This window comes from Serratia sp. X3, assembly GCF_014982455.1.
In the GTDB taxonomy this organism is placed as follows: domain Bacteria; phylum Pseudomonadota; class Gammaproteobacteria; order Enterobacterales; family Enterobacteriaceae; genus Serratia; species Serratia ureilytica.
Genome location: NZ_JADCNB010000008.1, coordinates 125,873 through 149,020, shown reverse-complemented (window position 1 = coordinate 149,020; position 23,148 = coordinate 125,873). Strand labels below are relative to the sequence as shown.

Annotated in this window: 22 protein-coding genes; 10 read left to right on the top strand and 12 right to left on the bottom strand. The window is 60.7% G+C overall.

The annotated features are described in order from the left end of the window. Positions 1 to 54: 54 nt before the first annotated feature. From aroB to pilM, 7 genes are all read right to left on the bottom strand, one after another. A complete protein-coding gene (aroB, locus tag IMX17_RS22360) occupies positions 55 to 1,155 on the bottom strand; it encodes a 3-dehydroquinate synthase (protein ID WP_182265719.1) in 1,101 nt (366 codons plus the stop codon). Positions 1,156 to 1,261: 106 nt separating this feature from the next. Beyond that, on the bottom strand, positions 1,262 to 1,783 hold the full coding sequence (gene aroK / locus IMX17_RS22355) for a shikimate kinase AroK (RefSeq protein ID WP_004391482.1): 522 nt from the start codon (positions 1,781 to 1,783) through the stop codon (positions 1,262 to 1,264). Positions 1,784 to 2,132: 349 nt separating this feature from the next. Continuing rightward, positions 2,133 to 3,377, bottom strand: coding sequence for a DNA uptake porin HofQ (gene hofQ / locus IMX17_RS22350; RefSeq protein WP_182265718.1), 1,245 nt, complete (start codon positions 3,375 to 3,377; stop codon positions 2,133 to 2,135). Continuing rightward, positions 3,374 to 3,733, bottom strand: coding sequence for a HofP DNA utilization family protein (locus IMX17_RS22345; RefSeq protein ID WP_046898711.1), 360 nt, complete (start codon positions 3,731 to 3,733; stop codon positions 3,374 to 3,376). The genes hofQ and IMX17_RS22345 overlap by 4 nt, the downstream gene beginning before the upstream one ends. Next, on the bottom strand, positions 3,726 to 4,220 hold the full coding sequence (locus tag IMX17_RS22340; protein ID WP_182265717.1) for a hypothetical protein: 495 nt from the start codon (positions 4,218 to 4,220) through the stop codon (positions 3,726 to 3,728). The genes IMX17_RS22345 and IMX17_RS22340 overlap by 8 nt, the downstream gene beginning before the upstream one ends. Further along, positions 4,213 to 4,752, bottom strand: coding sequence for a PilN domain-containing protein (locus IMX17_RS22335; RefSeq protein WP_094141732.1), 540 nt, complete (start codon positions 4,750 to 4,752; stop codon positions 4,213 to 4,215). The genes IMX17_RS22340 and IMX17_RS22335 overlap by 8 nt, the downstream gene beginning before the upstream one ends. Next, a complete protein-coding gene (gene pilM / locus IMX17_RS22330; RefSeq protein WP_046898708.1) occupies positions 4,752 to 5,585 on the bottom strand; it encodes a pilus assembly protein PilM in 834 nt (277 codons plus the stop codon). Before pilM ends, IMX17_RS22335 begins: the two co-directional genes overlap by 1 nt. Positions 5,586 to 5,706: 121 nt before the next feature. Between pilM and mrcA the strand changes: the two genes are divergently transcribed. Beyond that, positions 5,707 to 8,265, top strand: coding sequence for a peptidoglycan glycosyltransferase/peptidoglycan DD-transpeptidase MrcA (mrcA, locus tag IMX17_RS22325; protein ID WP_033645280.1), 2,559 nt, complete (start codon positions 5,707 to 5,709; stop codon positions 8,263 to 8,265). A 51-nt stretch (positions 8,266 to 8,316) separates the two neighbouring features. Here mrcA and nudE read toward each other — a convergent pair whose 3' ends face one another. Then, entirely contained in the window at positions 8,317 to 8,871 is a 555-nt protein-coding gene (gene nudE, locus IMX17_RS22320) for an ADP compounds hydrolase NudE (RefSeq protein ID WP_046898707.1), read from the bottom strand. A 445-nt stretch (positions 8,872 to 9,316) separates the two neighbouring features. On the opposite strand from nudE, the gene IMX17_RS22315 reads away from it, so the two are divergent. From IMX17_RS22315 to IMX17_RS22285, 7 genes are all read left to right on the top strand, one after another. After that, positions 9,317 to 11,452, top strand: coding sequence for an intracellular growth attenuator family protein (locus IMX17_RS22315; RefSeq protein ID WP_046898706.1), 2,136 nt, complete (start codon positions 9,317 to 9,319; stop codon positions 11,450 to 11,452). A 98-nt stretch (positions 11,453 to 11,550) separates the two neighbouring features. Further along, on the top strand, positions 11,551 to 12,231 hold the full coding sequence (gene yrfG / locus IMX17_RS22310) for a GMP/IMP nucleotidase (protein ID WP_182265716.1): 681 nt from the start codon (positions 11,551 to 11,553) through the stop codon (positions 12,229 to 12,231). Beyond that, complete coding sequence (hslR, locus tag IMX17_RS22305) at positions 12,228 to 12,635, top strand: ribosome-associated heat shock protein Hsp15 (protein ID WP_033645283.1); 408 nt, start codon at positions 12,228 to 12,230, stop codon at positions 12,633 to 12,635. Before yrfG ends, hslR begins: the two co-directional genes overlap by 4 nt. A 25-nt stretch (positions 12,636 to 12,660) precedes the next feature. Next, entirely contained in the window at positions 12,661 to 13,539 is an 879-nt protein-coding gene (hslO, locus tag IMX17_RS22300) for an Hsp33 family molecular chaperone HslO (RefSeq protein WP_182265715.1), read from the top strand. A gap of 194 nt (positions 13,540 to 13,733) precedes the next feature. Beyond that, positions 13,734 to 15,353 (top strand): phosphoenolpyruvate carboxykinase (ATP), encoded by a 1,620-nt coding sequence (gene pckA, locus IMX17_RS22295; RefSeq protein WP_015379308.1) that lies wholly within the window; start codon positions 13,734 to 13,736, stop codon positions 15,351 to 15,353. A 126-nt stretch (positions 15,354 to 15,479) separates the two neighbouring features. Next, complete coding sequence (locus IMX17_RS22290) at positions 15,480 to 15,743, top strand: plasmid stability protein (protein WP_004930730.1); 264 nt, start codon at positions 15,480 to 15,482, stop codon at positions 15,741 to 15,743. Further along, entirely contained in the window at positions 15,740 to 16,219 is a 480-nt protein-coding gene (locus IMX17_RS22285; RefSeq protein ID WP_079450505.1) for a type II toxin-antitoxin system VapC family toxin, read from the top strand. Before IMX17_RS22290 ends, IMX17_RS22285 begins: the two co-directional genes overlap by 4 nt. A 32-nt stretch (positions 16,220 to 16,251) precedes the next feature. Here the strand turns inward: IMX17_RS22285 and envZ are convergent, their stop codons facing one another. From envZ to cbpA, 4 genes are all read right to left on the bottom strand, one after another. Further along, on the bottom strand, positions 16,252 to 17,622 hold the full coding sequence (gene envZ, locus IMX17_RS22280) for a two-component system sensor histidine kinase EnvZ (RefSeq protein ID WP_033645286.1): 1,371 nt from the start codon (positions 17,620 to 17,622) through the stop codon (positions 16,252 to 16,254). Continuing rightward, positions 17,619 to 18,338 (bottom strand): two-component system response regulator OmpR, encoded by a 720-nt coding sequence (gene ompR, locus IMX17_RS22275; protein ID WP_004709363.1) that lies wholly within the window; start codon positions 18,336 to 18,338, stop codon positions 17,619 to 17,621. Before ompR ends, envZ begins: the two co-directional genes overlap by 4 nt. A gap of 256 nt (positions 18,339 to 18,594) precedes the next feature. Next, positions 18,595 to 18,900 (bottom strand): chaperone modulator CbpM, encoded by a 306-nt coding sequence (locus IMX17_RS22270; RefSeq protein WP_004930739.1) that lies wholly within the window; start codon positions 18,898 to 18,900, stop codon positions 18,595 to 18,597. A gap of 5 nt (positions 18,901 to 18,905) precedes the next feature. Then, positions 18,906 to 19,868 (bottom strand): curved DNA-binding protein, encoded by a 963-nt coding sequence (gene cbpA / locus IMX17_RS22265; RefSeq protein WP_046898703.1) that lies wholly within the window; start codon positions 19,866 to 19,868, stop codon positions 18,906 to 18,908. Positions 19,869 to 20,098: 230 nt separating this feature from the next. On the opposite strand from cbpA, the gene greB reads away from it, so the two are divergent. Beyond that, positions 20,099 to 20,572, top strand: a complete 474-nt coding sequence (gene greB / locus IMX17_RS22260) for a transcription elongation factor GreB (RefSeq protein ID WP_033645289.1) — start codon at positions 20,099 to 20,101, stop codon at positions 20,570 to 20,572. A 157-nt stretch (positions 20,573 to 20,729) separates the two neighbouring features. Then, the gene (locus tag IMX17_RS22255; RefSeq protein WP_046898702.1) at positions 20,730 to 23,063 is read left to right on the top strand and encodes a Tex family protein; all 2,334 of its coding nucleotides are present in this window, start codon (positions 20,730 to 20,732) and stop codon (positions 23,061 to 23,063) included. Positions 23,064 to 23,148: the final 85 nt, after the last annotated feature.

The window sequence follows — 23,148 nt, the reverse complement described above, 5'->3', positions numbered from 1 at the left end:
CACTGTATTAATATAGATGCTAATGGCGGCTAAGCCACTGTTACTTAGTCCGATTTAATTACGCTTCCGCTCAGGCGAGCAGGCGGCGATCGACGCCAGCACCAGCTCATGCCCTACGCCGCCGCGCACTTCCGCCGCACCGATCGCGGTCGGCAACACCAAACGCAGTTCCCCCGCCAGCACTTTCTTGTCGCGCAACATGTGCGGCAAGTAGGATTCCGGCGTCATTTCCTGCGGCCCGCAGACCGGCAAGCCGGCGCGCAACAGCAGCGCTTTGATGCGCTCGATGTCTTCAACGGAGAACTGGCCGAGACGGTGCGCGGTTTCCGCCGCCATCACCATGCCCGCAGCCACCGCCTCACCGTGCAGCCACACGCCGTAGCCCATCTCGGCTTCGATAGCATGGCCGTAAGTATGGCCCAGATTCAGCAGGGCGCGCAGACCGCTTTCGCGTTCGTCTGCGGCCACCACCTCGGCCTTCAGCTCGCAGCAGCGGCGAATGCAGTAGGCCAACGCCTGCATATCCAACGCCATCAGCGCATCGATGTTATGTTCCAACCAGACGAAAAACTCGCGATCGAGAATGATCCCGTATTTGATGACTTCGGCCAGGCCGGAAGAGAGTTCACGCGTCGGCAGCGTTTTCAGGCAATCCAGATCAACCACCACCGAAGCGGGTTGATAGAAAGCGCCGATCATGTTTTTGCCGAGCGGGTGGTTGACGGCGGTCTTGCCGCCCACGGAGGAGTCCACCTGCGACAGCAGCGTGGTGGGAACCTGAATGAAGCGCACGCCGCGTTGGTAGCACGCGGCGGCGAAGCCGGTCAGATCGCCGACAACGCCGCCACCGAGCGCGATCAGCGTGGTATCGCGCCCGTGCGGTTTTTCGAGCAGCGCCGAAAACACCTGCTCCAACACCGCCAGAGATTTGTACTGCTCACCATCGGGAAGAATCACCTGATCCACCACGACGCCGCTCTGCTCCAGCACCTGCCGGACACGCTCCAGATAGAGCGGCGCCAGGGTCTGGTTGGTGACCAACATCGCTTGTTCACCCGCCTTTAACGGCATAAAAGAAGCCGGATCGTCAAACAATCCGGCGGCGATGGTAATCGGGTAGCTGCGCTCCCCAAGCGTTACAGTAATTCTCTCCATGTCGCGCTTAGTTCTCTGTATGGTACGGCGGTGGTTGATCCCCGCAACGGCGGGGAACACAAATCAGTTTTCCGCATTAGCCGACGGCGAACGCGAAAATCGGCAATCAGTTGCTTTCCAGCATGTTGATGATCTGGTTGGCAACCACTTTAGCGCTCTGATCGTCGGTGCGAATGGTGACATCGGCAATCTCTTCATACAACGGATTGCGCTCTTTCGCCAAAGCTTCCAGCACTTCACGCGGCGGAGAATCAACCTGCAGCAGCGGGCGTTTTTTATCACGCTGGGTACGAGCCAACTGCTTTTCGATCGTGGTTTCGAGATAAACCACCACGCCGCGCGCGGACAGACGGTTGCGCGTTTCGCGCGACTTCACCGAACCGCCGCCGGTCGCCAACACAATCCCTTGTTTTTCCGTCAGTTCATTAATGACTTTTTCTTCACGATCGCGGAAACCTTCTTCCCCTTCCACGTCGAATACCCAGCCCACGTCAGCTCCGGTACGTCGCTCAATTTCTTGATCGGAGTCGAAGAACTCCATATTGAGTTGCTGAGCTAACTGACGGCCAATAGTGCTTTTGCCGGCACCCATAGGCCCAACCAGAAAGATATTGCGTTTCTCTGCCATGTTTTTCGGTATTACTAAGACAATTCGTTAATGTTAACCCGCCCCGCCAATCAAATCAGCGGCGGGACCTAAACTGAAACCTCATGAGCGATAGTGCGAGATCAGACGAAAAATTATCTCAACACTCTTGGTAGTTTGGCAACCGAATAAATCGCAATCCACGCCGCGGGAGGGAAACCATATGTTTTTAACGGCGTCTTGGCGCTAACAAAAAACCTCGGTGCTCAATTCGGTAACCCTTGTAAGCTAAATCGGCCGCAGCGTCAAACGCAGATCCCCCCAAGGGGATAAAAAAGTGTATCTGCTCATCAACTTTAGGCGATTTGCCACCCGGCCGACAGGCCGCCGCTTATCCCTTAATCAGGGTCGGCGTAATAAAGATCACCAGCTCGCGTTTTTTCTGTTGTGCGCCGCCCTGCCGGAACAAGCCCCCCAGCAGCGGCGCATCCCCCAGTCCCGGCACCTTGTCCGCCGTCTTGCCGCGATGCCGTTGAAAAATGCCGCCGAGCACCAGGGTTTCGCCGTTTTTCACCGTGATCTGCGTCTTAATCTCCTGTTTATCGATGGTCAACGCCTCTCCGGCCCCTCGGCTGATGGCACGCCCCGGCATATTTTGGCTGATCTGCAACGTCAGCGTGATGCGCCCGTCCGGCAACACCTTCGGCGTCACCTCCATGCCCAGCACCGCCTCTTTAAACTCGATGGCGGTCGCACCGCTGGCACCGCTGGACACTTCATAAGGGATCTCCGTCCCTTGCTTGATGCTGGCGGTTTGCAGATGCGCCGTCAGGAGACGCGGGCTGGCGATGATCTCCACCTGATTTTCCTGCTCCAGCGCCGTCAGCTCCAGGCTCAGCAAACGCCCACTGATGCGCGCCAGATGGAAGCCGGCGTTCACCGCGCTGCGCTCCAACGGCAGGTTAACGCCGATATTGCCCGGCCGTAGCGGCCGTGCCGGCCTGTCGTCGGGCGCCAATCCCCAACGCACGCCGAGCTCACGCAGGCTTTCGCTGTTGATGGTCACGATATGCGCCGCCAGTTGCACCTGTGCCAGCGGCGCATCCATTTCCGTTATCCGCTTTTTCAACTGCGCCACTATCGGCGCGGTGTCGCGCAGCAGCAGCGTATTGGTGCGTTTATCCGCCAACACGCTGCCACGCTCGCTCAGCAACGCGCCACGTTGGGCGTTGAGGCTTTCGGCAATTTCCGCCGCATCGCCGTTTTGCACGGTCAACGTCAGGCTGTGCAAGGGTTGCCGCTGCGCCAGCGCCTCTTGCTGCTGTCTTTTTTCCCGCGCATCCGGCTCCGGGGAGATCAGCATCACGTTACCCTCCCGCGTCATCGTCAGTTTGCCCATACGCAGGGTCAGCGCCAGCGCCTGCGGCCAGGGCACATCCTCCAGCCGCAGCGTCAGGTTGCCGCTCACGCCCGGCGCAGCGATCAGGTTCATCTGCCGATAATCCGCCAAGGCCTGCAGGATGACCGTGACCGGCGCATCCTGAAACTCCAATGAGATTATCTGTTTATGCTGAGCCTGCGCGGCGCCGAGCGCCAAACACCCTAGCGCCAAGCCCAGTCCAGCGCGTCCTTTCATGATTTGTCATCCTTGTCGTCGATCATCAGCGATATGTCGCCGCGGCTCGCCGGGCACTCCGGTTCGGCCGTCAGCGCCTTCAACGTCAGGCTGCGCGCCTGCACCTGCGTCACCTGCCAGCGCTCGGCAAGCACCCGTTGTTGCGGCCGCAGGCGCAACCATTGCCCCGCCGGCGTCACCACCCAGCCATAGCGCTGCGTCGGTTGCCCGATGACGCCTTTCAGGCGCCAGCCCGCCGGGGATGTCTCTGTCTGGGCGCAAGCAGGCATCGGAGGCGGCGCAAACGGGTCGCGCGGTTCGGCGCATAAGGCCCACGGCCATAGCAGCCACCACCAACGGCCGGATCTTTTACTCATCGGCCAGCTCCTCGGCGGCATCCTGTAAAACCAACCGCGCCGTCATGCCCTGCGGCGGCGTCTCCACGCTCAATTGTTCGAGACGCAAATCGGCGGGCAGCGCCTCCAGCAGCGCCAACAAACCGAGGTAGTCAATGCGCAAGCTCAGCGTCTGCCGCGGTGGTTTTTCCTGCCGCTGCCAGCGCAATAAGGCGCCCCCCGCCCGTTGCAGCCCGTTCGTCAGATCGCCGGCGGCGGCCGGAACGAGCGGCGTCGGCGGTATCAGGGCGACCGGCGCCTCGTCCAGTTGGCGCTGCGCCACGGCGATCTGTTGCAGCAGGCGCTGTTGCCGCTCTGTCGCGCTTTCCCGCTGACGCCATTCGTCTTGCAGCATCCAGCCCCCGCCCAACAACGCCAACGTGCCGATGCCCAGCCATTGCGCGGCCAGCAATCGCCGGCCCGACAGGCCCAGCAAGAAGCGCAGCCCGGATGGCAAACGATTATCCATCACGCCCCCATTGCGCCACCAGATGAAAGGCGTACAGGCCGTCGTCGCGTTGCGCCACCTCCGCCAAACGCAGCCGCGGTAACGCGGGCATCCCCGCCAGCCGCCGTTCGAACTGCGAAATGGCGGCAGGAGAACGGCTCAATCCACGCAGCCGCAGGCCGTTCGCCGCATCGCTGTCCAACGCCGTGAGCCACAGCGGTGGGGGGAGGCAGGAGGAGAGTTGCTGCAGCAGTTGCAAATAACGCCGGTTATGTTGGGCATTGCGCGCCTGCCGTTCAGCGAGGGCGCCGTATCGCGCCCGTTGCGCCCGCTCTTGCTGCTGCTGACGGACGAGCAGCGTCACTGCCGCCAGCTCTTCTTCCAACAGCGCCAGCCGCTCCTGACGCTGCGCCTGTTGATGACGCAGTTGGCCGGCGACGAGGCCCCCTGCCAGCAACAGCACCGTTATCTGCAACAGCAACACGCCCAGCCAGAAACAGCCGCGCCGCCGATCGCGACGTTGCCGCCAGGGCAAAAAGTTGACCTGGTACATCAGCGGTCCTCCTCGCGCAGCGCCAGACCGCCGGCCAACGCGAACGCTGAGGGATGCACGGGCAACGGCGGACGCAGCTGCGTGAAGGCGCTGAGCGGCGACCAGGAAAGGCAGCCGACGGGCAAGGCTCCTGCCAGCACGCTGCCGGCATAGACCGGTCGATCATCGTCCGCCGGCATCTGGGCTTGCAACGCCCGCAGCGCCTGTGCGTCATCGTCGCCCGGCGTCAGCCCGAACGCGAACGCGCCGTCGGCCGGCGCCACCCACAGCCATTCTCGCTCGAGACGATGCATCAGCCCCGCGGTGTGCGGCACGCCCGCCGCCGTCGCCATCATCCGCAGCGCGCAGGGCGTAATATCGACCGCTTGCGGATGCAGGCCCGCCTGGCGCAGACAGTGCAGCCACTGCTGCAGCTCCTGCCGCCGCGCGGCGGTCAACAGCAGCGCCGCCCCATCCGCCGGCGCAGCGCGATAGTCGAGCGCCAGCGTCTGGCCGTCGAGTGGGAACTGCTTCACGCCGTGGCCAACGATATAGTCGCTGCGTTCCGGCTCGCGCAGCCGCGCGTCCGGCTGCACCATGCACTGTTGCAACACCCGCTGCGCCGGCAGGGCAATGCGTAAGGAAATATGTCGCGGCAGTTGGACGCGCCATTGCCGCAGCGCCCGGATCAGGGCTTCGGAAGGTGCCAGGCAGCCGTCGCGTAAAACCGCCTGCGGCAGCGTCTGTTGCCACCAGTGACGCAGTTGCCAGCCGTTGCGGCGGCGTTGGACCGCCAGCGCCCGCACGCAGTCGATTTGTATATCCAGCCCCACCTGCCATGCTTGAGGGAACATGTTTCACAAGCCTCCATAACATCCGATGATAAAAGAACATATCCATGTCGCAGGCTTGCCTTTATACTACCGCGCGGTTGTTTATAAACTGCCCAAATGACTTAGAAATGGGAAATCTCAGGTGAAGTTCGTAAAGTATTTACTAATCCTTGCAGTATGTTGCATCGTGCTGGGAGCAGCCTCGATTTTCGGCTTGTACAAATATGTCGAGCCGCAGCTGCCCGACGTCGCAACGCTGAAAGACGTGCGGCTGCAGATACCGATGCAGGTTTACAGCGCCGATGGCGAACTGATCGCCCAGTACGGCGAGAAGCGCCGCATTCCGCTGAAGTTGGATCAAATTCCGCCGGTGATGGTGCACGCATTTATCGCCACCGAAGACAGCCGCTTCTATGATCACCACGGTGTCGATCCGGTCGGCATCTTCCGCGCGGCCTCCATCGCGTTGGTCTCCGGCCACGCATCCCAAGGGGCCAGCACCATTACCCAACAGCTGGCGCGTAACTTCTTCTTAAGCCCGGAACGCACCCTGATGCGTAAAATCAAGGAAGCCTTCCTGGCGGTACGCATCGAGCAGATGCTGACCAAAGATGAAATCCTTGAGCTGTATCTGAACAAGATCTACCTGGGTTACCGCGCTTACGGCGTGGGCGCCGCCGCGCAGGTCTATTTCGGCAAGGATGTCAGTCAGCTCACCCTGAGCGAGATGGCGACCATCGCCGGCCTGCCGAAAGCGCCGTCCACCTTCAACCCGCTCTATTCGCACGATCGCGCCGTTGCCCGCCGTAACGTAGTGCTGTCGCGCATGCTGGACGAACACTACATCACGCAGGCGCAGTACGATCAGGCGCGTTCTGAAGATCTGGTCGCCAACTACCATGCGCCGGAAATCAGCTTCTCCGCCCCGTATCTCTCCGAGATGGTGCGTCAGGAGATGATCAAGCGCTACGGTGAAAACGCCTATACCGACGGTTATAAGGTTTACACCACCGTGACCAAACGGCTGCAGCTGGCGGCGCAGGAATCGGTGCGCAATAACGTGTTGGCCTATGACATGCGCCACGGCTATCGCGGCCCGTCAAACGTGCTGTGGAAAGTCGGCGAAGCGGCCTGGGATCGCAAACAGATTGTCGACTCGCTGAAAAACCTGCCGAACTACGGCCCGCTGGCGCCGGCGGTCATCACCGCCGCCAACCCGCAGGAAGCGACGGCGATGCTGGCCGACGGCAGCAGCATTGCCCTGCCGATGGCCACCATGCGCTGGGCGCGGCCATACCGTTCAGACACTCAGCAAGGCCCAACGCCGAAACGCGTCACCGACGTGGTGCAGCCAGGCCAGCAGGTCTGGGTACGTAAAGTGAACGAGGCCTGGTGGCTGTCGCAGGTGCCGGACGTCAACTCGGCGCTGGTTTCCATCAACCCGAACGACGGCGCGGTGAAAGCGCTGGTCGGCGGCTTCGATTTCAACCAGAGCAAGTTCAACCGCGTCACCCAGGCCCTGCGTCAGGTGGGTTCGAACATCAAACCGTTCCTGTATACCGCCGCGATGGATAAAGGCCTGACGCTGGCCACCATCCTGAACGACTTGCCGATCACCCGTTGGGATGCCGGCGCCGGCACCGACTGGCGGCCGAAGAACTCGCCGCCGACCTACGATGGCCCGATTCGTCTGCGTCAAGGGCTGGGGCAGTCGAAGAACGTGGTGATGGTGCGCGCGATGCGTGCGATGGGCGTCGACTACGCGGCGGAATATCTGCAGCGCTTCGGCTTCCCGGCACAGAACATCGTGCATACCGAATCGCTGGCGCTGGGCTCCGCTTCCTTCACCCCGATGCAGCTGGTGCGCGGTTACGCGGTGCTGGCGAACGGCGGTTACCTGGTCGATCCGTACTTCATCACCAAAATTGAAGACGACAACGGCAATACGGTGTTCGAAGCCAAACCTAAAGTGGTTTGCAGCAGCTGCAACCTGCCGGTGATCTACGGTGATACTCACCGTTCGGCCGTGCTGTCCGATGACAACATCGAAAACGTCGCCACCTCGCAGGAAGGCAGCAACAGCACGGTGCCGATGCCGCAGCTGGAGCAGGTAACCCCGGCTCAGGTGCAGCAGGACGGCGACCAACAGTATGCGCCGCACGTGATCAGCACGCCGCTGGCCTTCCTGATCCACGACGCGCTGAACAGCAATATCTTCGGTGAACCGGGTTGGATGGGCACCGCCTGGCGCGCCGGGCGCGATCTGAAACGTCATGATATCGGCGGCAAAACCGGTACCACCAACAGTTCCAAAGACGCCTGGTTCTCCGGCTATGGCCCGGATACCGTGACGTCGGTGTGGATCGGCTTCGACGATCACCGCCGCGATCTGGGCCGTTCAACGGTGTCCGGCGCCATCCCGGATCAGATTTCCGGCGGCGAAGGCGGTGCCAAAAGCGCCCAGCCGGCGTGGGACGACTTCATGAAGATCGCGCTGGAAGGCATTCCGGAGCAGAAAGTCACGCCGCCGCCGGGCATCATCAGCGTCACCATCGACAAGAGCAGCGGCAAGCTCTCGGGCGGTGGCGGCGGCAGCCGTTCCGAGTACTTTATCGAAGGAACGCAGCCGACGGACTACCCATCGCGCGATACCGGCACCACGCTGACCGATCCGGGCGGCGAAAGCCACGAGCTGTTCTGATCGAAAAGGGCCAGAGAAATCTGGCCCTTTTTTTATGCGGCGCGAAGCGTCTCAGCGCGAACCGCGCAGAAACGCCTCGGAGAGGAACAGCGCGCTGACGTTGCGCGCCTCACGGAAATCCGGTTCCGCCAGCAGCGCCATCATGTTGGCGATCGGCCAGCGCACCTGCGGCAGGGGTTCCGGTTCGTCCCCTTCCAGGCTCTGCGGATAGAGATCGTGCGCCAGCACGATATTCATTTTGCTGGAAAAGTAGGATGGCGCCATCGTCAGCTTGCTGAGGAAATCAAAGCGTCTGGCGCCGAATCCCACCTCTTCCATCAGCTCGCGGTTGGCCGCCTCCAACACCCCCTCGCCGGGATCGATCAACCCTTTCGGGAAGCCCAGCTCATAGGATTCAGTGCCCACCGCATATTCGCGGATCAGCAGCAGGTCATCGCCAATCACCGGCACAATCATCACCGCTTCGCGATCCGAAGGCCGCATGCGCTCATACACCCGCCGCACACCGTTGCTGAATTCCAAATCGACCGACTCGACGTTGAACAAACGCGAACGCGCGACCGTTTCCACTTTCAGAATTTTAGGTTTTTGCAGGTGTTTATCCATGATTGCCTCAAAGAGGTTACCCAGGCGCGGACAGGGCAACCGAAAAAATGATTGGCGTAACGCACGGCTCGTTGGCGCTCAAACGCTGACCAAATTCGATCTTGATCACATTGTGCGTTAAGGGCAAGCTCGGCCGCAACGCGCATGAACAGTAATTTACTTTCTTTTAACAAGCGTCGCCAGCCGCAGGCGATTTTCTGCACTGATTCAGCAAACAGCGCGCATGAAAATAGGATAATGCCGATATCGACGGCAGGAGCCGGTTGCTAGTATCACGCAGGCAAGAATCAGTGATAAAATGACCTTGCTTCATGAAGGAATGAGATCCAAAGCGAAAATCTGTTTGTTCCCTCATTAGTTCTGGGTGCCTCCTGGCGGTTTACTCCGTATAATATTCAGCTTTTCATCAGGTTGGCGAAATTCACGGGTGTGAGATGGGGATTGCATGAGCACAATAGTGTTGATATTGGCCTTAGTGCTTGTCTGCCTGATTGCCGCCGGCCTGTACCTGTGGTTCAAGGCCCGCCACCCGACGGCGCTGGCGCGCACGCTGCCGTTTATCAAACCCGCCCACCGCAAGCTGACCGACGAAGAACGCGCGGCGGTCGAGTTCTACCTCAATCAACAAAACAAACTGAGCAACAAACTGTTGCCCGGCGGCGGCGCTACGCTGCCCGCAGCCAAACTGGCGCTCACTCCGCAAAGCGATAACGTTTATCCCGTGACGCACGCCATCACCCGTTACGGGCTGGCCAGCGACGATCCCAATAAATGGCGCTATTACCTCGACGCTGAAGAGGTGCACCTCCCCCCGTTTTGGGAACCCTATATCACCGCCGACAACCATGTGGAAGTGATCAAAACCCAGACGCTGCCGCTGGTGATTTCGCTCAACGGGCACTCGCTGAAAGATCATATCCACGACCGGCCGCAGCCGCCGGTGGTGAACGCCGCGCCGACCAAAAACGCCTCCATCCGCAAGGAAGAGAGCGAGCATGTCGAGCTGGTGAACATTCGCAAGGAAACGCCGGAAGAGCACGCGCTGAACCGGCCGAACGGCATCCGTGAAGCCGTCATCATCTCCGCCGCGCTGCTGCTGCTGTTCTTCAGCCTGATCAGCCCGGTGCTGGTGATCCCCTGGATGATTTTCGTGGCGGTGCTGATGATCGCCTGGGGAGGGTGGAACCTGTTCCGCCGCCCGGCGTCGCGCGAGTTGAAAGAGATCCACTGCCTGCGCGGCACGCCAAAGCGCTGGGGCCTGTTCGGCGAATCCGGCCAGGGGCAGATCAGCAATATTTCGCTCGGCATTATCGATCTGATCTATCCGCCGCACTGGCAACCGTACCTGACGCAGGATCTGGGCAAAACCACCGATGTGGACGTCTATCTCAACCGTCAGGTGGTGCGGCAGGGGCGCTTCCTGTCGCTGCATGACGAAGTGAAGAATTTCCCGTTGCAGCAGTGGGGCCGCAATGCGGTGCTGGTCGCCAGCTCGGCGCTGGTTCTGCTGCTGCTGCTGATCTATATCCCGCTCAACCTGCCGTTGACCCTCAGCATGGCCTGGCTGCAAGGCGCGCAAAAAGTGGAAGTGACCAGCGTACAGGCGCTGGAGGCCACGCCGCTGCGCATCGGCGACACGCTGAAAGTGCGCGGCAGCGGCATGTGCTATGTCCCGCCGCCGGCCAACGGCGGCGGCGCCGTCAATTTTGCGCCGTTCGACTGCTCCGGCATCTATTGGAACACCGCCGCCCCGCTGCCGCAGCCGGAATCGGAAGTCATAGACAAAGCGACAGCCCTGCTGGCGACGGTCAGCGGTCAGCTGCATCCGAGCGGCGCCGATCAGAAGGTCAACCCGCAGCTGGCCAGCGCCATCGAGAAATCCGGCATGATCCTGCTGGACGATTTCTCCGATATCGTGCTGAAAACGCAGGATCTGTGCCAGACGGAAAACGACTGCGTACGGCTGAAAAACGCGCTGGTTAACCTGGGCAACGCGAAAAACTGGAGCAGCCTGGTGAAACGCGCCAAATCCGGCGCGCTGCAAGGCGTCAACGTCCTGCTTCGTCCGGTCAGCGCCGAATCGCTGGAAAGCCTGACCAAAGTGGCCACCTCGTCGTTCATCTTCAATGAGACGCGACTGGCCGCCGCTGCGCTCAACAGCCCGCCGCCAGGCGGTTTCCTGATCCGCAGCGACGAAGGCCGCCAGTGGGTCAGTCACCCCCAGCCGCAGACGCCGCAAAGCGAATACAACGCGCTCGACCAGTGGAATGAGCTGCAGCGCCAGTCCAACCTGCTGCTGCATACCCCATTCCAGGCGCAGGGCGTGATCACCAGCCTCAGCGTTGACGCCAACGGCACTCGCCACGTGGCGTTGCACAGCGAACCGGATATGATCACCCTGTGGCGCTATCTCGGCACCAGCCTGTTGTTGCTGGCCGTAGTGGTCAGCCTGGGTTATAACGCCTGGCGGCTGGTGCAGCGTCGGCGCATCAATCAGCACCGCGTCGCCGATATCCAGCGTTACTACGACAGCTGCTTCAACCCGCAGCTCAATCCGATGTCGATGCGGCCGATGGCCTGAACCTGACGCCGGGGCTTCGGCCCTGTCATCCGCTTATGCTACGCTAACGCTATTATTCTCATCTGCGGACTGCCCGTCGGTCCGCCCGTGGAGTTTTTATGGTTCCCGAGTTTGATTGGCCGCAGATCGATACCGTGCTGCTGGACATGGACGGCACATTGCTGGATCTGGAGTTCGACAGCCACTTTTGGCTCAGCCTGGTGCCACAGGCGCTGAGCGAAAGGCGCGCTATTCCGTTCGACGAAGCCCGCCACATCATCGAGCGGGAATACCAGGCGGTGCAGCACACCATGAACTGGTATTGCTTCGATTACTGGAGCGAGCGGCTGGATCTGGACATTTACCGCATGACCAGCGAAGTGGGCAGCCGCGCCCGGCTGCGCGAAGACACCGAGCCTTTTTTACGGGCGCTGCGCGACGCCGGCCTGCAAACCATTTTGCTGACCAACGCCCATCCGCACAGCCTGGCGGTGAAAATCGAGCATACCGGCCTCGATCGGCACCTTGATTTATTGTTTTCCACCCACACATTTGGTTATCCGAAAGAAGATCAGCGTCTGTGGCAAGCGGTGCAACAGCACACCGGATTCGACCCGCAGCGCACGCTGTTTGTCGACGACGGCGAGCCGATCCTCGACGCGGCGCGCACTTTCGGCATTCGTTACTGCCTGGGCGTGCAAAACCCGGACTCCAGCTCGGCGGAGAAAAGCTTCCAGCGCCATCCGTCGATGCGCGACTACCGCCTGCTGATACCGGCGCTGGCCAAGGGGGAAGCATGAAGGAAAAAGCGACGCGCGACGACGCGGTCCGACTGGATAAGTGGCTGTGGGCCGCACGCTTCTACAAGACCCGCGCGCTGGCGCGCGAAATGATCGACGGCGGCAAGGTGCATTACAACGGCCAGCGCGGCAAGCCGAGCAAGATTGTCGAGCTCAACGCCGAGCTCAAACTGCGGCAGGGCAACGAAGAACGTACGGTGATCGTGCTGGCGCTGACCAGCCAACGCCGCGGCGCCAACGAGGCGCAGCAAATGTATCAGGAAACCGAAGCCAGCATCGCCAACCGCGAAAAAATGGCGCTGGCGCGCAAGATGAACGCGTTGACCATGCCGCATCCGGACCGACGTCCGGACAAAAAGGAGCGGCGCGACCTGATGAAATTTAAATTTGGTGAGCAGGAATAACCCCTCACCGCAATGAGAGAAGATTATGTCCAACCATGACCAATTGCACCGTTACCTGTTTGAAAACTACGCGGTGCGCGGCGAGCTGGTTACCGTCAGCGAAACCTATCAGCAGATCCTGAACAACCACGACTACCCGGCGCCGGTGCAAAAACTGCTGGGCGAGCTGCTGGTCGCCACCAGTCTGCTGACCGCAACCCTGAAGTTCGACGGCGACATCACCGTTCAGCTGCAAGGCGACGGCCCGCTGAAGCTGGCGGTGATCAACGGCAACAACCGCCAGGAGATGCGCGGCGTTGCGCGCACCCAGGCGCCTATCGCCGACGACAGCACCCTGCATCAGATGATCGGCAACGGCGTCATGGTCATCACCATTTCCCCGACGGAAGGCGAGCGCTATCAGGGCGTGGTCGGCCTGGAAGGGGAAACGCTGGCCGAATGCCTGGAAGCCTACTTCCGCCAGTCTGAACAGTTGCCGACCCGCCTGTTCATCCGCACCGGCGAAGCGGAAGGCAACGCCGCGGCGGCCGGCATGCTGCTGCAGGTGCTGCCGGCGCAGGACGGCAACCTCGATGATTTCGATCACCTGGTGCAACTGACCAACACGGTCAAAAGCGAAGAGCTGTTCGGCCTGCCGGCCAATGAGGTGCTGTACCGCCTGTATCATCAGGAAGAAGTCACCCTGTATGAACCACAGGACGTGCAATTCCGTTGTACCTGTTCACGTCAGCGTTGCGCCGACGCGCTGCTGACGCTGCCGGCCGACGAAGTGGCGGACATGCTGGAGCAGGACGGCAATATCGACATGCACTGCGACTACTGCGGCAGCCACTATGTCTTTGACCCGGTTGATGTTGCCGCGTTGTATGCGGGCAACGCCGGCGAAAGCGACCGGTTGCACTAAGTCATACCCTCTCGGCGGGCGCGCCCGGCACCCGCCAAGCCCCGCCGTTTGCACGTTTGCTTTTTTCCGTGTGCTATCTCTCAGATCGTAACGAAATACCGCCTAAAACGTTAAATATTTGATACCCATCGCGGTTACGCACCGTTAGATCCCTACAATTGCCGCCAGAAATTCTGTGACCAAGGAGTAGTAACATGCGCGTTAAAGGTATAACCCCTCAGGATCTGGCCGCTTACGGCATTCACGACGTCAGCGAAATCGTTCACAACCCGAGCTATGAACTGCTGTTTAAGGAAGAAACAGACCCATCTCTGGAAGGTTTTGAGCGTGGGGTAGTCACCAAGCTGGGTGCCGTCTCCGTCGATACCGGCATCTTCACCGGCCGTTCGCCGAAAGACAAATACATCGTCCGCGACGACATCACCCGCGATACCGTGTGGTGGGCCGATCAGGGCAAAGGCAAAAACGACAACAAACCTCTCAGCCCGGAAGTCTGGGCCGATCTGAAACACCTGGTCACCGAGCAACTGTCCGGCAAACGCCTGTTCGTGGTGGATACCTTCTGCGGCGCCAACGCCGACTCGCGCCTGAAAGTGCGTTTCATCACCGAGGTGGCCTGGCAGGCGCACTTCGTGAAAAACATGTTCATCCGCCCAAGCGACGAAGAGCTGGCTGACTTCGAACCGGACTTCGTGGTGATGAACGGCGCCAAATGCACCAACCCGAACTGGCAGCAGCAAGGCCTGAACTCGGAGAACTTCGTCGCCTTCAACCTGACCGAGCGCATGCAGCTGATCGGCGGCACCTGGTACGGCGGCGAAATGAAGAAAGGCATGTTCTCGATGATGAACTACCTGCTGCCGCTGAAAGGCATCGCCTCGATGCACTGCTCGGCCAACGTGGGCGAGAAAGGCGACGTGGCGGTATTCTTCGGCCTGTCCGGCACCGGCAAGACCACCCTCTCCACCGATCCTAAGCGTCAGCTGATCGGCGATGACGAGCACGGCTGGGACGACGACGGCGTGTTCAACTTCGAAGGCGGCTGCTACGCCAAGACCATCAAGCTGTCTGAAGAAGCCGAGCCGGACATCTACCACGCCATCAAACGCGATGCGCTGCTGGAAAACGTCACCGTGTTGGCCGACGGCAGCATCGACTTCAACGACGGTTCGAAAACCGAGAATACCCGCGTTTCTTACCCGATCTACCATATCCAGAACATCGTCAAGCCGGTGTCCAAGGCGGGTCACGCCACCAAGGTGATCTTCCTGACCGCCGACGCCTTCGGCGTGCTGCCGCCGGTATCGCGCCTGACCGCCAACCAGACTCAGTACCACTTCCTGTCCGGCTTCACCGCCAAACTGGCAGGCACCGAGCGCGGCGTGACCGAGCCGACGCCAACCTTCTCCGCCTGCTTCGGCGCCGCATTCCTGTCACTGCACCCGACGCAGTACGCGGAAGTACTGGTGAAACGCATGCAGGCCGCCGGCGCCCAGGCTTACCTGGTCAATACCGGCTGGAACGGCACCGGCAAACGCATCTCGATCAAAGATACGCGCGGCATCATCGACGCCATCCTGAGCGGTGAAATCGACAAGGCGGAAACCGTTACCCTGCCTATCTTCGATCTGGCGATGCCGACCGCGCTGCCGGGCGTGAACCCGGAGATCCTCGATCCGCGCAACACCTATGCCAGCCTCGAGCAGTGGCAGGAAAAAGCGCAGGATCTGGCCGAGCGCTTCATCACCAACTTCGACAAATACACCGACACGCCTGCGGGTGCCGCGCTGGTCAGCGCCGGCCCGAAGCTGTAATTCGGTAGCGTTACCTCTTCAGCTAAGGCGCGGATCCCGCGCCTTTTTTTATTTCAATTGATTGCTTTTTAAGCAGCAGGACGAGAGAATAAGTCAATGCAATCATTGATAGCAAAGGAGGTTTCAATGGCTACTATCACCGTCAGAAATCTGGACGACGAAATCAAAGAGCTGCTGCGTATCTCAGCGGCGAAAAACGGCCATTCCATGGAAGAGGAAGCGCGCATGATCCTGAAACAGGCGCTGGTCAAAAAGCCGCCGCGCTATGGATTGGGTACCTGGATGCATCAGCACTTCGCCGAATTCGGCGGCGTTGAGCTGGAGATCCCACCGCGTGACGCCGTGCCGCCACGCATCGTCACCTTTGATGATGAAGATGACAACGCATGATCATTATCGACACCAACGTCATTTCAGAAACGCTGCGTCCCAGCCCGTACTACAACGTCATTAACTGGCTAAATGAAAAGGACAATGACGAGCTCTATCTCAGCGCCATTGTCCTCGCCGAACTGTTCAGCGGCGTGGCCTGCATGCCTGACGGCAAGCGCCAGCGGGATCTCAAGCTGAAATTGGCGGACGCCATTGAATTGAAGTTCGAGGGGCAGATATTGCCGTTTGATGGGCTGTGCGCGATGCAATACGCGGAATTGACGGCAAGGAATCGGCTGCTGGGTAAAGCGATGAGCGTGCCCGATACCCAAATCGCCGCCACCTGCCTGCATTACGGCGCCGCCTTGGCCACCCGCAATACCAAAGGCTTCCTCCACTGCGGCATCGAATTAATCGATCCGTGGCAGGCGCCGACCGGCCGCCGGTTGCATGAGGATGCGGCGGAATACTACGTGATGAGCAGAAAGTCCTGACGGGGCCGCAGCGGCGCGGCCCACATCAGAGGTCAGGCGGTTTCCCTGGCCGTTTGATGGCCGTTGGTCGACTCTTTTTTCTCCATCGGCAACGGAATATAAGCGCGGATCAATAGCCCGCCGCGCTCGCTGGTGCCGATATCCAGTTCGCCATCATGCGCGTCGATAATACGCTGCACGATCGCCAGCCCCAGGCCGGTGCCGCTGGTGCTGCGCGCGCTGTCACCGCGTACGAACGGCTGCAGCAGGTGCTTCAACTCGTCCGGCTTGATGCCCGGGCCGTCATCTTCCACCTGGAACCAGCCGCGCTGCAGCTCACGGCCGCTGCTGACTTTGATCCAGCCGTTGCCGTAACGCGCCGCGTTCACCACCATATTCACCGCCGCCCGTTTAATCGACAGCGGATGTACGTTCATCATCAGCTCGCCCGGCGACAGCGCGGTTTCAATCACCCGCTCATAGCCGCTCTCGGCCGCGACCACTTCGCCTAAAATGGCGTTCAGATCGCTGCTTTCGGTCGGCATTTCCTGCCCGGTGCGCAGATAATCGATGAACTGCTCGATGATGGCGTTGCACTCTTCGATGTCTTTATTGATCGACTCGGCCAGATAGCCATCTTCGGCGCTCATCATCTCCGTCGCCAGGCGGATCCGCGTCAACGGCGTACGCAGATCGTGGCTGACCCCGGCCATCAGCAACGTACGGTCATCCGCCAGCTGTTTGACGCCCGACGCCATCTGATTGAATGCGCGAGTCACCGACCGCACTTCGGAAGCGCCATACTCGCGCAGCGGCGGCGGAATAATGCCCTTGCCCACCTGTAGCGCCGCATGTTCCAGCTCCACCAGCGGGCGGTTTTGAATACGAATAAACAGCCAGGCGCCGCCGATCGCGAGCAGCATAATCGCCAGCGTATAGCGGAACAGCGGCGAGAAATCGCCCTGGTGGATTTCCGTCAGCGGCACGCGCACCCAGATATCGGGCTGCAGCCAGGTTTTCAGCCACACCACCGGGGAGTTCTTGTTCACCTCCACCCGCACATCGGTCGGCCCGCCGAGCTGCTGCGCCATCTGCTGGCTGAGGAACTGGTAGTGTTGCGCCCAGCGCAGGCCGCTCTCCTCCGCCGCCGAGTTGGTGTAGAGAGAGATGCCCAGTTCGCGGTAGATCTCACGGCGGAACGCCGGCGGCACCTCCAGCAGCGTGCCGTCCTCCAGCTGCAGCCGATCGGTCATCAGCATACGCACTTCGTAGGCCAATACCTTGTTGAACTGCTGCAGGCTGGGCAGGATGGCGAAGTTCAGCACCACCAGATAGGTCGTCACCAGGCTGACGAACAGCAAGGTGACGATCAACAACAGGGTTCGGGCAAACGAGCTACGCGGTGAAAAGCGCAATCGCCTCATGCCTTACTGCCGTCCGGGACGAAGACGTAGCCGAGCCCCCACACGGTCTGGATATAACGCGGATGCGCCGGATCTTCTTCAACCATACGGCGCAGACGAGAGATCTGCACGTCGATGGAGCGTTCCATGGCGCTGTATTCGCGGCCACGCGCCAGGTTCATCAACTTATCGCGCGACAGCGGTTCACGCGGGTGGCTGACCAGCGCCTTCAGTACCGCGAACTCGCCGCTGGTCAACGGCATCGGCTCGTCTTCGCGGAACATCTCGCGGGTGCCGAGGTTCAGTTTGAATTTGCCGAAAGCGATCACCGCTTCTTCCTGCGAAGGCGCGCCCGGCAGTTCGTTCGCCTGACGGCGCAGCACCGCGCGGATACGAGCCAACAGCTCACGCGGGTTGAACGGTTTAGGAATGTAGTCGTCGGCGCCGATTTCCAGGCCCACGATGCGATCGACCTCTTCGCCTTTCGCGGTGACCATAATGATCGGCATCGGGTTGCTCTGGCTGCGCAGGCGGCGGCAGATGGATAGGCCGTCTTCGCCCGGCAACATCAGATCGAGCACCATCAAATGGAAGGATTCACGAGTCAGCAAGCGATCCATTTGCTCAGCGTTGGCAACGCTGCGAACCTGGAAGCCCTGCTCGGTTAAATAACGTTCTAAAAGCGCGCGCAGGCGCATGTCATCATCGACAACCAGGATCTTATGATTCTCTTGCATGGTATTACTCCCAAAGGCTTTATTGCCTGACTCGAATATTGTTAGAAAACCTTGCCATTTGAGACAGCGTTTAATGGTATGTATTCTAGACGAAATTGTTACAAAGCTTATTCTTTTCCCCATTTATCAACAATTTTCAGTGAATGTCGACGGGGGTTCGTCAAAATTTCGCCCTTTATCGGCGCAATGTGGGGCGACGGCCCAATTTTGTGCAATTTCGCCACCGGGAAGCGCCCGGTGGCGTTCAGCTGTCGGGTCAGGAAGTTTGCAGGAAACGCGCCAGCTGCCTGCGCAGCTGCCGGTTCTCTTGCTGTAGCGCATCAACCCGATCGAGCAGCGTCAGCGCCATGGCGATCCCCGGCCAGTCCAGATCCAGCTCCGCCCGCAGCCTGCGTGCGCGCTGCAGATGGCTCAGCGCCGGATAATCAAACTCCCAGCGCGGCTGCGCCGGCTCCAGCGGCACGATAACGCCCAGGCCGACGATCTCGACCAGCTCGTCCTCTGAAATCTCCACCCTCTGACACAATTCCACCACGGTGAAAGTGATCTCTTTTTTCATCATCTGCTTTACTCCCATTCCGCGCGCGGGTTGAACGCCGCCTGTTCAGCCAGTTCCCGCCACAGGGCGCTGGCCTTCTCGTTCGGCTTCGGCGGCATCACCACCTTGAGAATAACGTACAGGTCACCGGGCTCTTTCTTGCCCGCCAACCCTTTGCCTTTGACCCGCAGCCGTTTGCCGCTCTGGCTGCCGGCCGGCACGGTCAGCGCGATTTTGCCGGTCAGCGTCGGCACCTCAATGCTGGCGCCGAGCGCCGCTTCCCACGGAGCGAGCGGCGCCACGATGCTCAGGTTGTGGCCGTCTATCTCAAACAGCGGGTGCGGCGCGAGGCGGATAACCAGATACAGGTCGCCGTTCTGGCCGCCGCCCACGCCGGCAACGCCCTGCCCCTTGAGGCGAATGCGCTCGCCGTCGCCCACGCCGGCCGGAATTTTCACGTTCAGCGTCTTGCTGGCTTCGCTTACCTGCCGCCCCAGTTCGTCGTACACCGGCAGCTTGTAGGAAATCTCGCGGCTTTGACCATGCAGCGTTTCCTCGAGGAACAGCGGCACCTCCATCTCCAGATCCTGGCCACGGAAGCCATGCCCGCCGTGCGAATGCGCAGAGGAACGGTGCCCGCCCGCCGCCCGCCCGCCGAACATGCTCTCGAAGAAGTCGGAGAAGTCTTGCGCGTCGGCACCGCCGCCGTGCCATGAGGCGCTCTGCTGATAGCCGCCGTGATCGCCGCGCGCCTGGCGGCCAAAGTTGGGATCGTTGCGATGCAGCCGGATCTGATCGTACTCGGCGCGGCGCTCGTCGTCCTTCAGTACCTCATAGGCTTCGGCCAGTTCCTTGAACTTGCTCTCGGCGTCGTCTTCAGTGCTCACGTCAGGGTGATATTTACGCGCCAGCCGGCGGTAGGCCGTTTTGATGGTTTTCAGATCGGCGTTGGGCTCAACGCCCATCGTGGCGTAGTAATCTTTAAATTCCATGCGGTAATACCTTCAATGTGTTGGGTTGTGCGCCAAAATTCCTTGTCTCTCTCGCCAGATATCCTCCTTTCGTCACATTCCTTTTCCGCTATCGCTAAGCATACTCCCGATTGTTAAAAGCTGCGCAAACTGAATAAAAACCGTGCGACAAGGCGCAGGCCCGCGCGCCATTTTTAAAGCCCTGCGCATTCACGTACACTGTGGCGGTGGCCCCATAAAGATAAATCACGATGAGAACTCAACTGATAACCCGTGAAGGGTATGACAAGCTCAAACAAGAGCTGGATTACCTCTGGCGCGAAGAACGCCCCGAGGTGACCAAGAAAGTGACCTGGGCCGCCAGCCTGGGCGACAGAAGCGAAAACGCCGACTACCAATACAACAAGAAGCGGCTGCGCGAGATCGATCGCCGCGTCCGCTATCTGACCAAATGCCTGGAGCAGTTGAAGATCGTCGATTACTCCCCGCAGCAGGAAGGCAAAGTGTTCTTCGGGGCCTGGGTGGAGGTAGAAAATGACGACGGCGAGATCAAACGTTTTCGCATCGTCGGCTACGACGAGATTTTCGGCCGCAAGGATTACATTTCCATCGATGCGCCGATGGCGCGCGCCCTGCTGAAAAAAGAGGTCGGGGACGTCGCCACCGTCAATACCCCGCTGGGCGAGGCGCAGTGGTACGTTAACGAGATAAACTACCCGAAGTAAGCTTTCAGCTTTTTCCGAACCGCCGCCAACGCCGCCGCCTGAGCTGTTCTCCACGCCGCGGCCGCGCGGCGGCGGCCCGCTCCGCTGGCATTTTCCGCGATCAATCCGTATAACTGTCCCCTGTTTATTCACCGTTCTCAATACAGATACCAGACCTATGAATGACCCACTGAGCCGCATTATTGCAACAGAACTGCAGGCCCGGCCGGAGCAAGTCGACTCCGCCATCCGTCTGCTGGATGAAGGTAATACCGTGCCCTTTATTGCACGCTATCGTAAGGAAGTCACCGGGGGCCTGGACGACACCCAACTGCGCCAGCTGGAAACCCGCCTGGGTTATCTGCGTGAACTGGAAGATCGTCGTCAGACCATCCTGAAGTCGATCGATGAACAGGGCAAACTGACCGAACAACTGGCGGGGGCGATCAACGCCACGCTGAGCAAGACCGAACTCGAAGACCTCTACCTGCCGTACAAACCCAAGCGCCGCACCCGTGGCCAGATCGCCATCGAAGCTGGTCTGGAACCGCTGGCTGACACGCTGTGGCAGGATCCGCAACAGCAGCCGGAACAGCTGGCTGAACGCTACGTCGACGCCGAGAAGGGCGTGGCGGACGTGAAAGCCGCCCTCGACGGCGCGCGCTATATCCTGATGGAGCGCTTCGCCGAAGACGCCGCGCTGCTGGCCAAGGTGCGCGACTACCTGTGGAAAAACGCCCATCTGGTCTCCAAAGTGGTCGAGGGCAAGGAAGACGAAGGTGCCAAGTTCCGCGACTACTTCGATCACCACGAACCGATTTCCCAGGTGCCTTCGCACCGCGCGCTGGCGATGTTCCGCGGCCGCAACGAAGGCGTGCTGCAGCTGGCGCTGAACGCCGATCCGCAGTTTGAGGAAGCGCCGCGCGAAAGCCAGGCGGAGCTGATCATCATCAATCACCTCAATCTGCGCCTGAACAACGCTCCGGCCGACGCCTGGCGCAAGGCGGTGGTCAACTGGACCTGGCGCATCAAGGTGTTGCTGCACCTGGAAACCGAGCTGATGGGCACGGTGCGCGAACGCGCGGAGGATGAAGCGATCAACGTCTTCGCCCGCAACATGCATGATCTGTTGATGGCCGCGCCGGCCGGCATGCGCGCCACCATGGGCCTCGATCCGGGCCTGCGCACCGGGGTGAAAGTCGCCGTGGTCGACGCGACCGGCAAACTGGTGGCCACCGACACCGTCTATCCGCACACCGGGCAAGCGGCCAAAGCCGCCGCCATCGTCGCGGCGCTGTGCATCAAACACAACGTGGAGCTGGTGGCGATCGGCAACGGCACCGCTTCGCGTGAAACCGAGCGTTTCTATCTCGACCTGCAAAAGCAGTTCAGCGACGTCCGGGCGCAGAAAGTGATCGTCAGCGAAGCGGGCGCGTCGGTGTATTCCGCGTCCGAACTGGCGGCGCAGGAGTTCCCGGATCTCGACGTGTCGCTGCGCGGCGCGGTGTCCATCGCCCGTCGTCTGCAGGATCCGCTGGCGGAGCTGGTGAAGATCGACCCGAAATCCATCGGCGTCGGCCAGTATCAGCACGACGTCAGCCAGAGCCAGCTGGCGAAAAAGCTGGACTCGGTGGTGGAAGACTGCGTGAACGCCGTCGGCGTCGATCTGAACACCGCTTCGGTGCCGTTGCTGACCCGCGTGGCCGGCCTGACGCGCATGATGGCGCAGAATATCGTCAACTGGCGCGACGAGAACGGCCGCTTCAGCAACCGTGAACAGTTGCTGAAAGTCAGCCGTTTGGGGCCGAAAGCGTTCGAACAGTGCGCCGGCTTCCTGCGCATCAACCACGGCGACAACCCGCTGGATGCCTCTACCGTCCACCCGGAAGCCTACCCGGTGGTGCAGCGCATTCTGGCCGCCACCGAGCAGGCGCTGCAGGATCTGATGGGCAACGCCTCGGCGGTGCGCAGCCTGAAAGCGGTCGATTTCACCGACGACAAGTTCGGCGTGCCGACGGTCACCGACATTCTGAAAGAGCTGGAGAAGCCGGGCCGCGACCCGCGTCCGGAGTTCAAAACCGCCACCTTTGCCGAAGGCGTGGAAACCCTCAACGATCTGCAGCCGGGCATGATCCTGGAAGGGTCGGTGACCAACGTCACCAACTTCGGCGCCTTCGTGGATATCGGCGTGCATCAGGACGGCCTGGTGCACATCTCCTCGCTGGCGGACAAGTTCGTCGAAGATCCGCACACCGTGGTGAAAGCCGGTGACATCGTCAAAGTGAAGGTGATGGAAGTCGATCTGCAACGCAAACGCATCGCGCTGAGCATGCGTCTGGATGAGCAACCGGGCGAAGGCTCGCCGCGCCGCGGCGGCAACGCGCCGGCACAGGCGCGCGACAACGCCAACCGTTCGGCGGGCGGCAACAAGGCCAAACCGCGCAATGCGGCGCCGGCCGGCAACAGCGCCATGGGCGACGCGCTGGCGGCGGCTTTCGGCAAGAAACGCTAAGTCAGACCAACAGGGCGGAGCCTGCTCCGCCCTTTCCAATGAAGAAAACTTGCGGCATTTTTGACCCGTCTCAATAAACCATCAT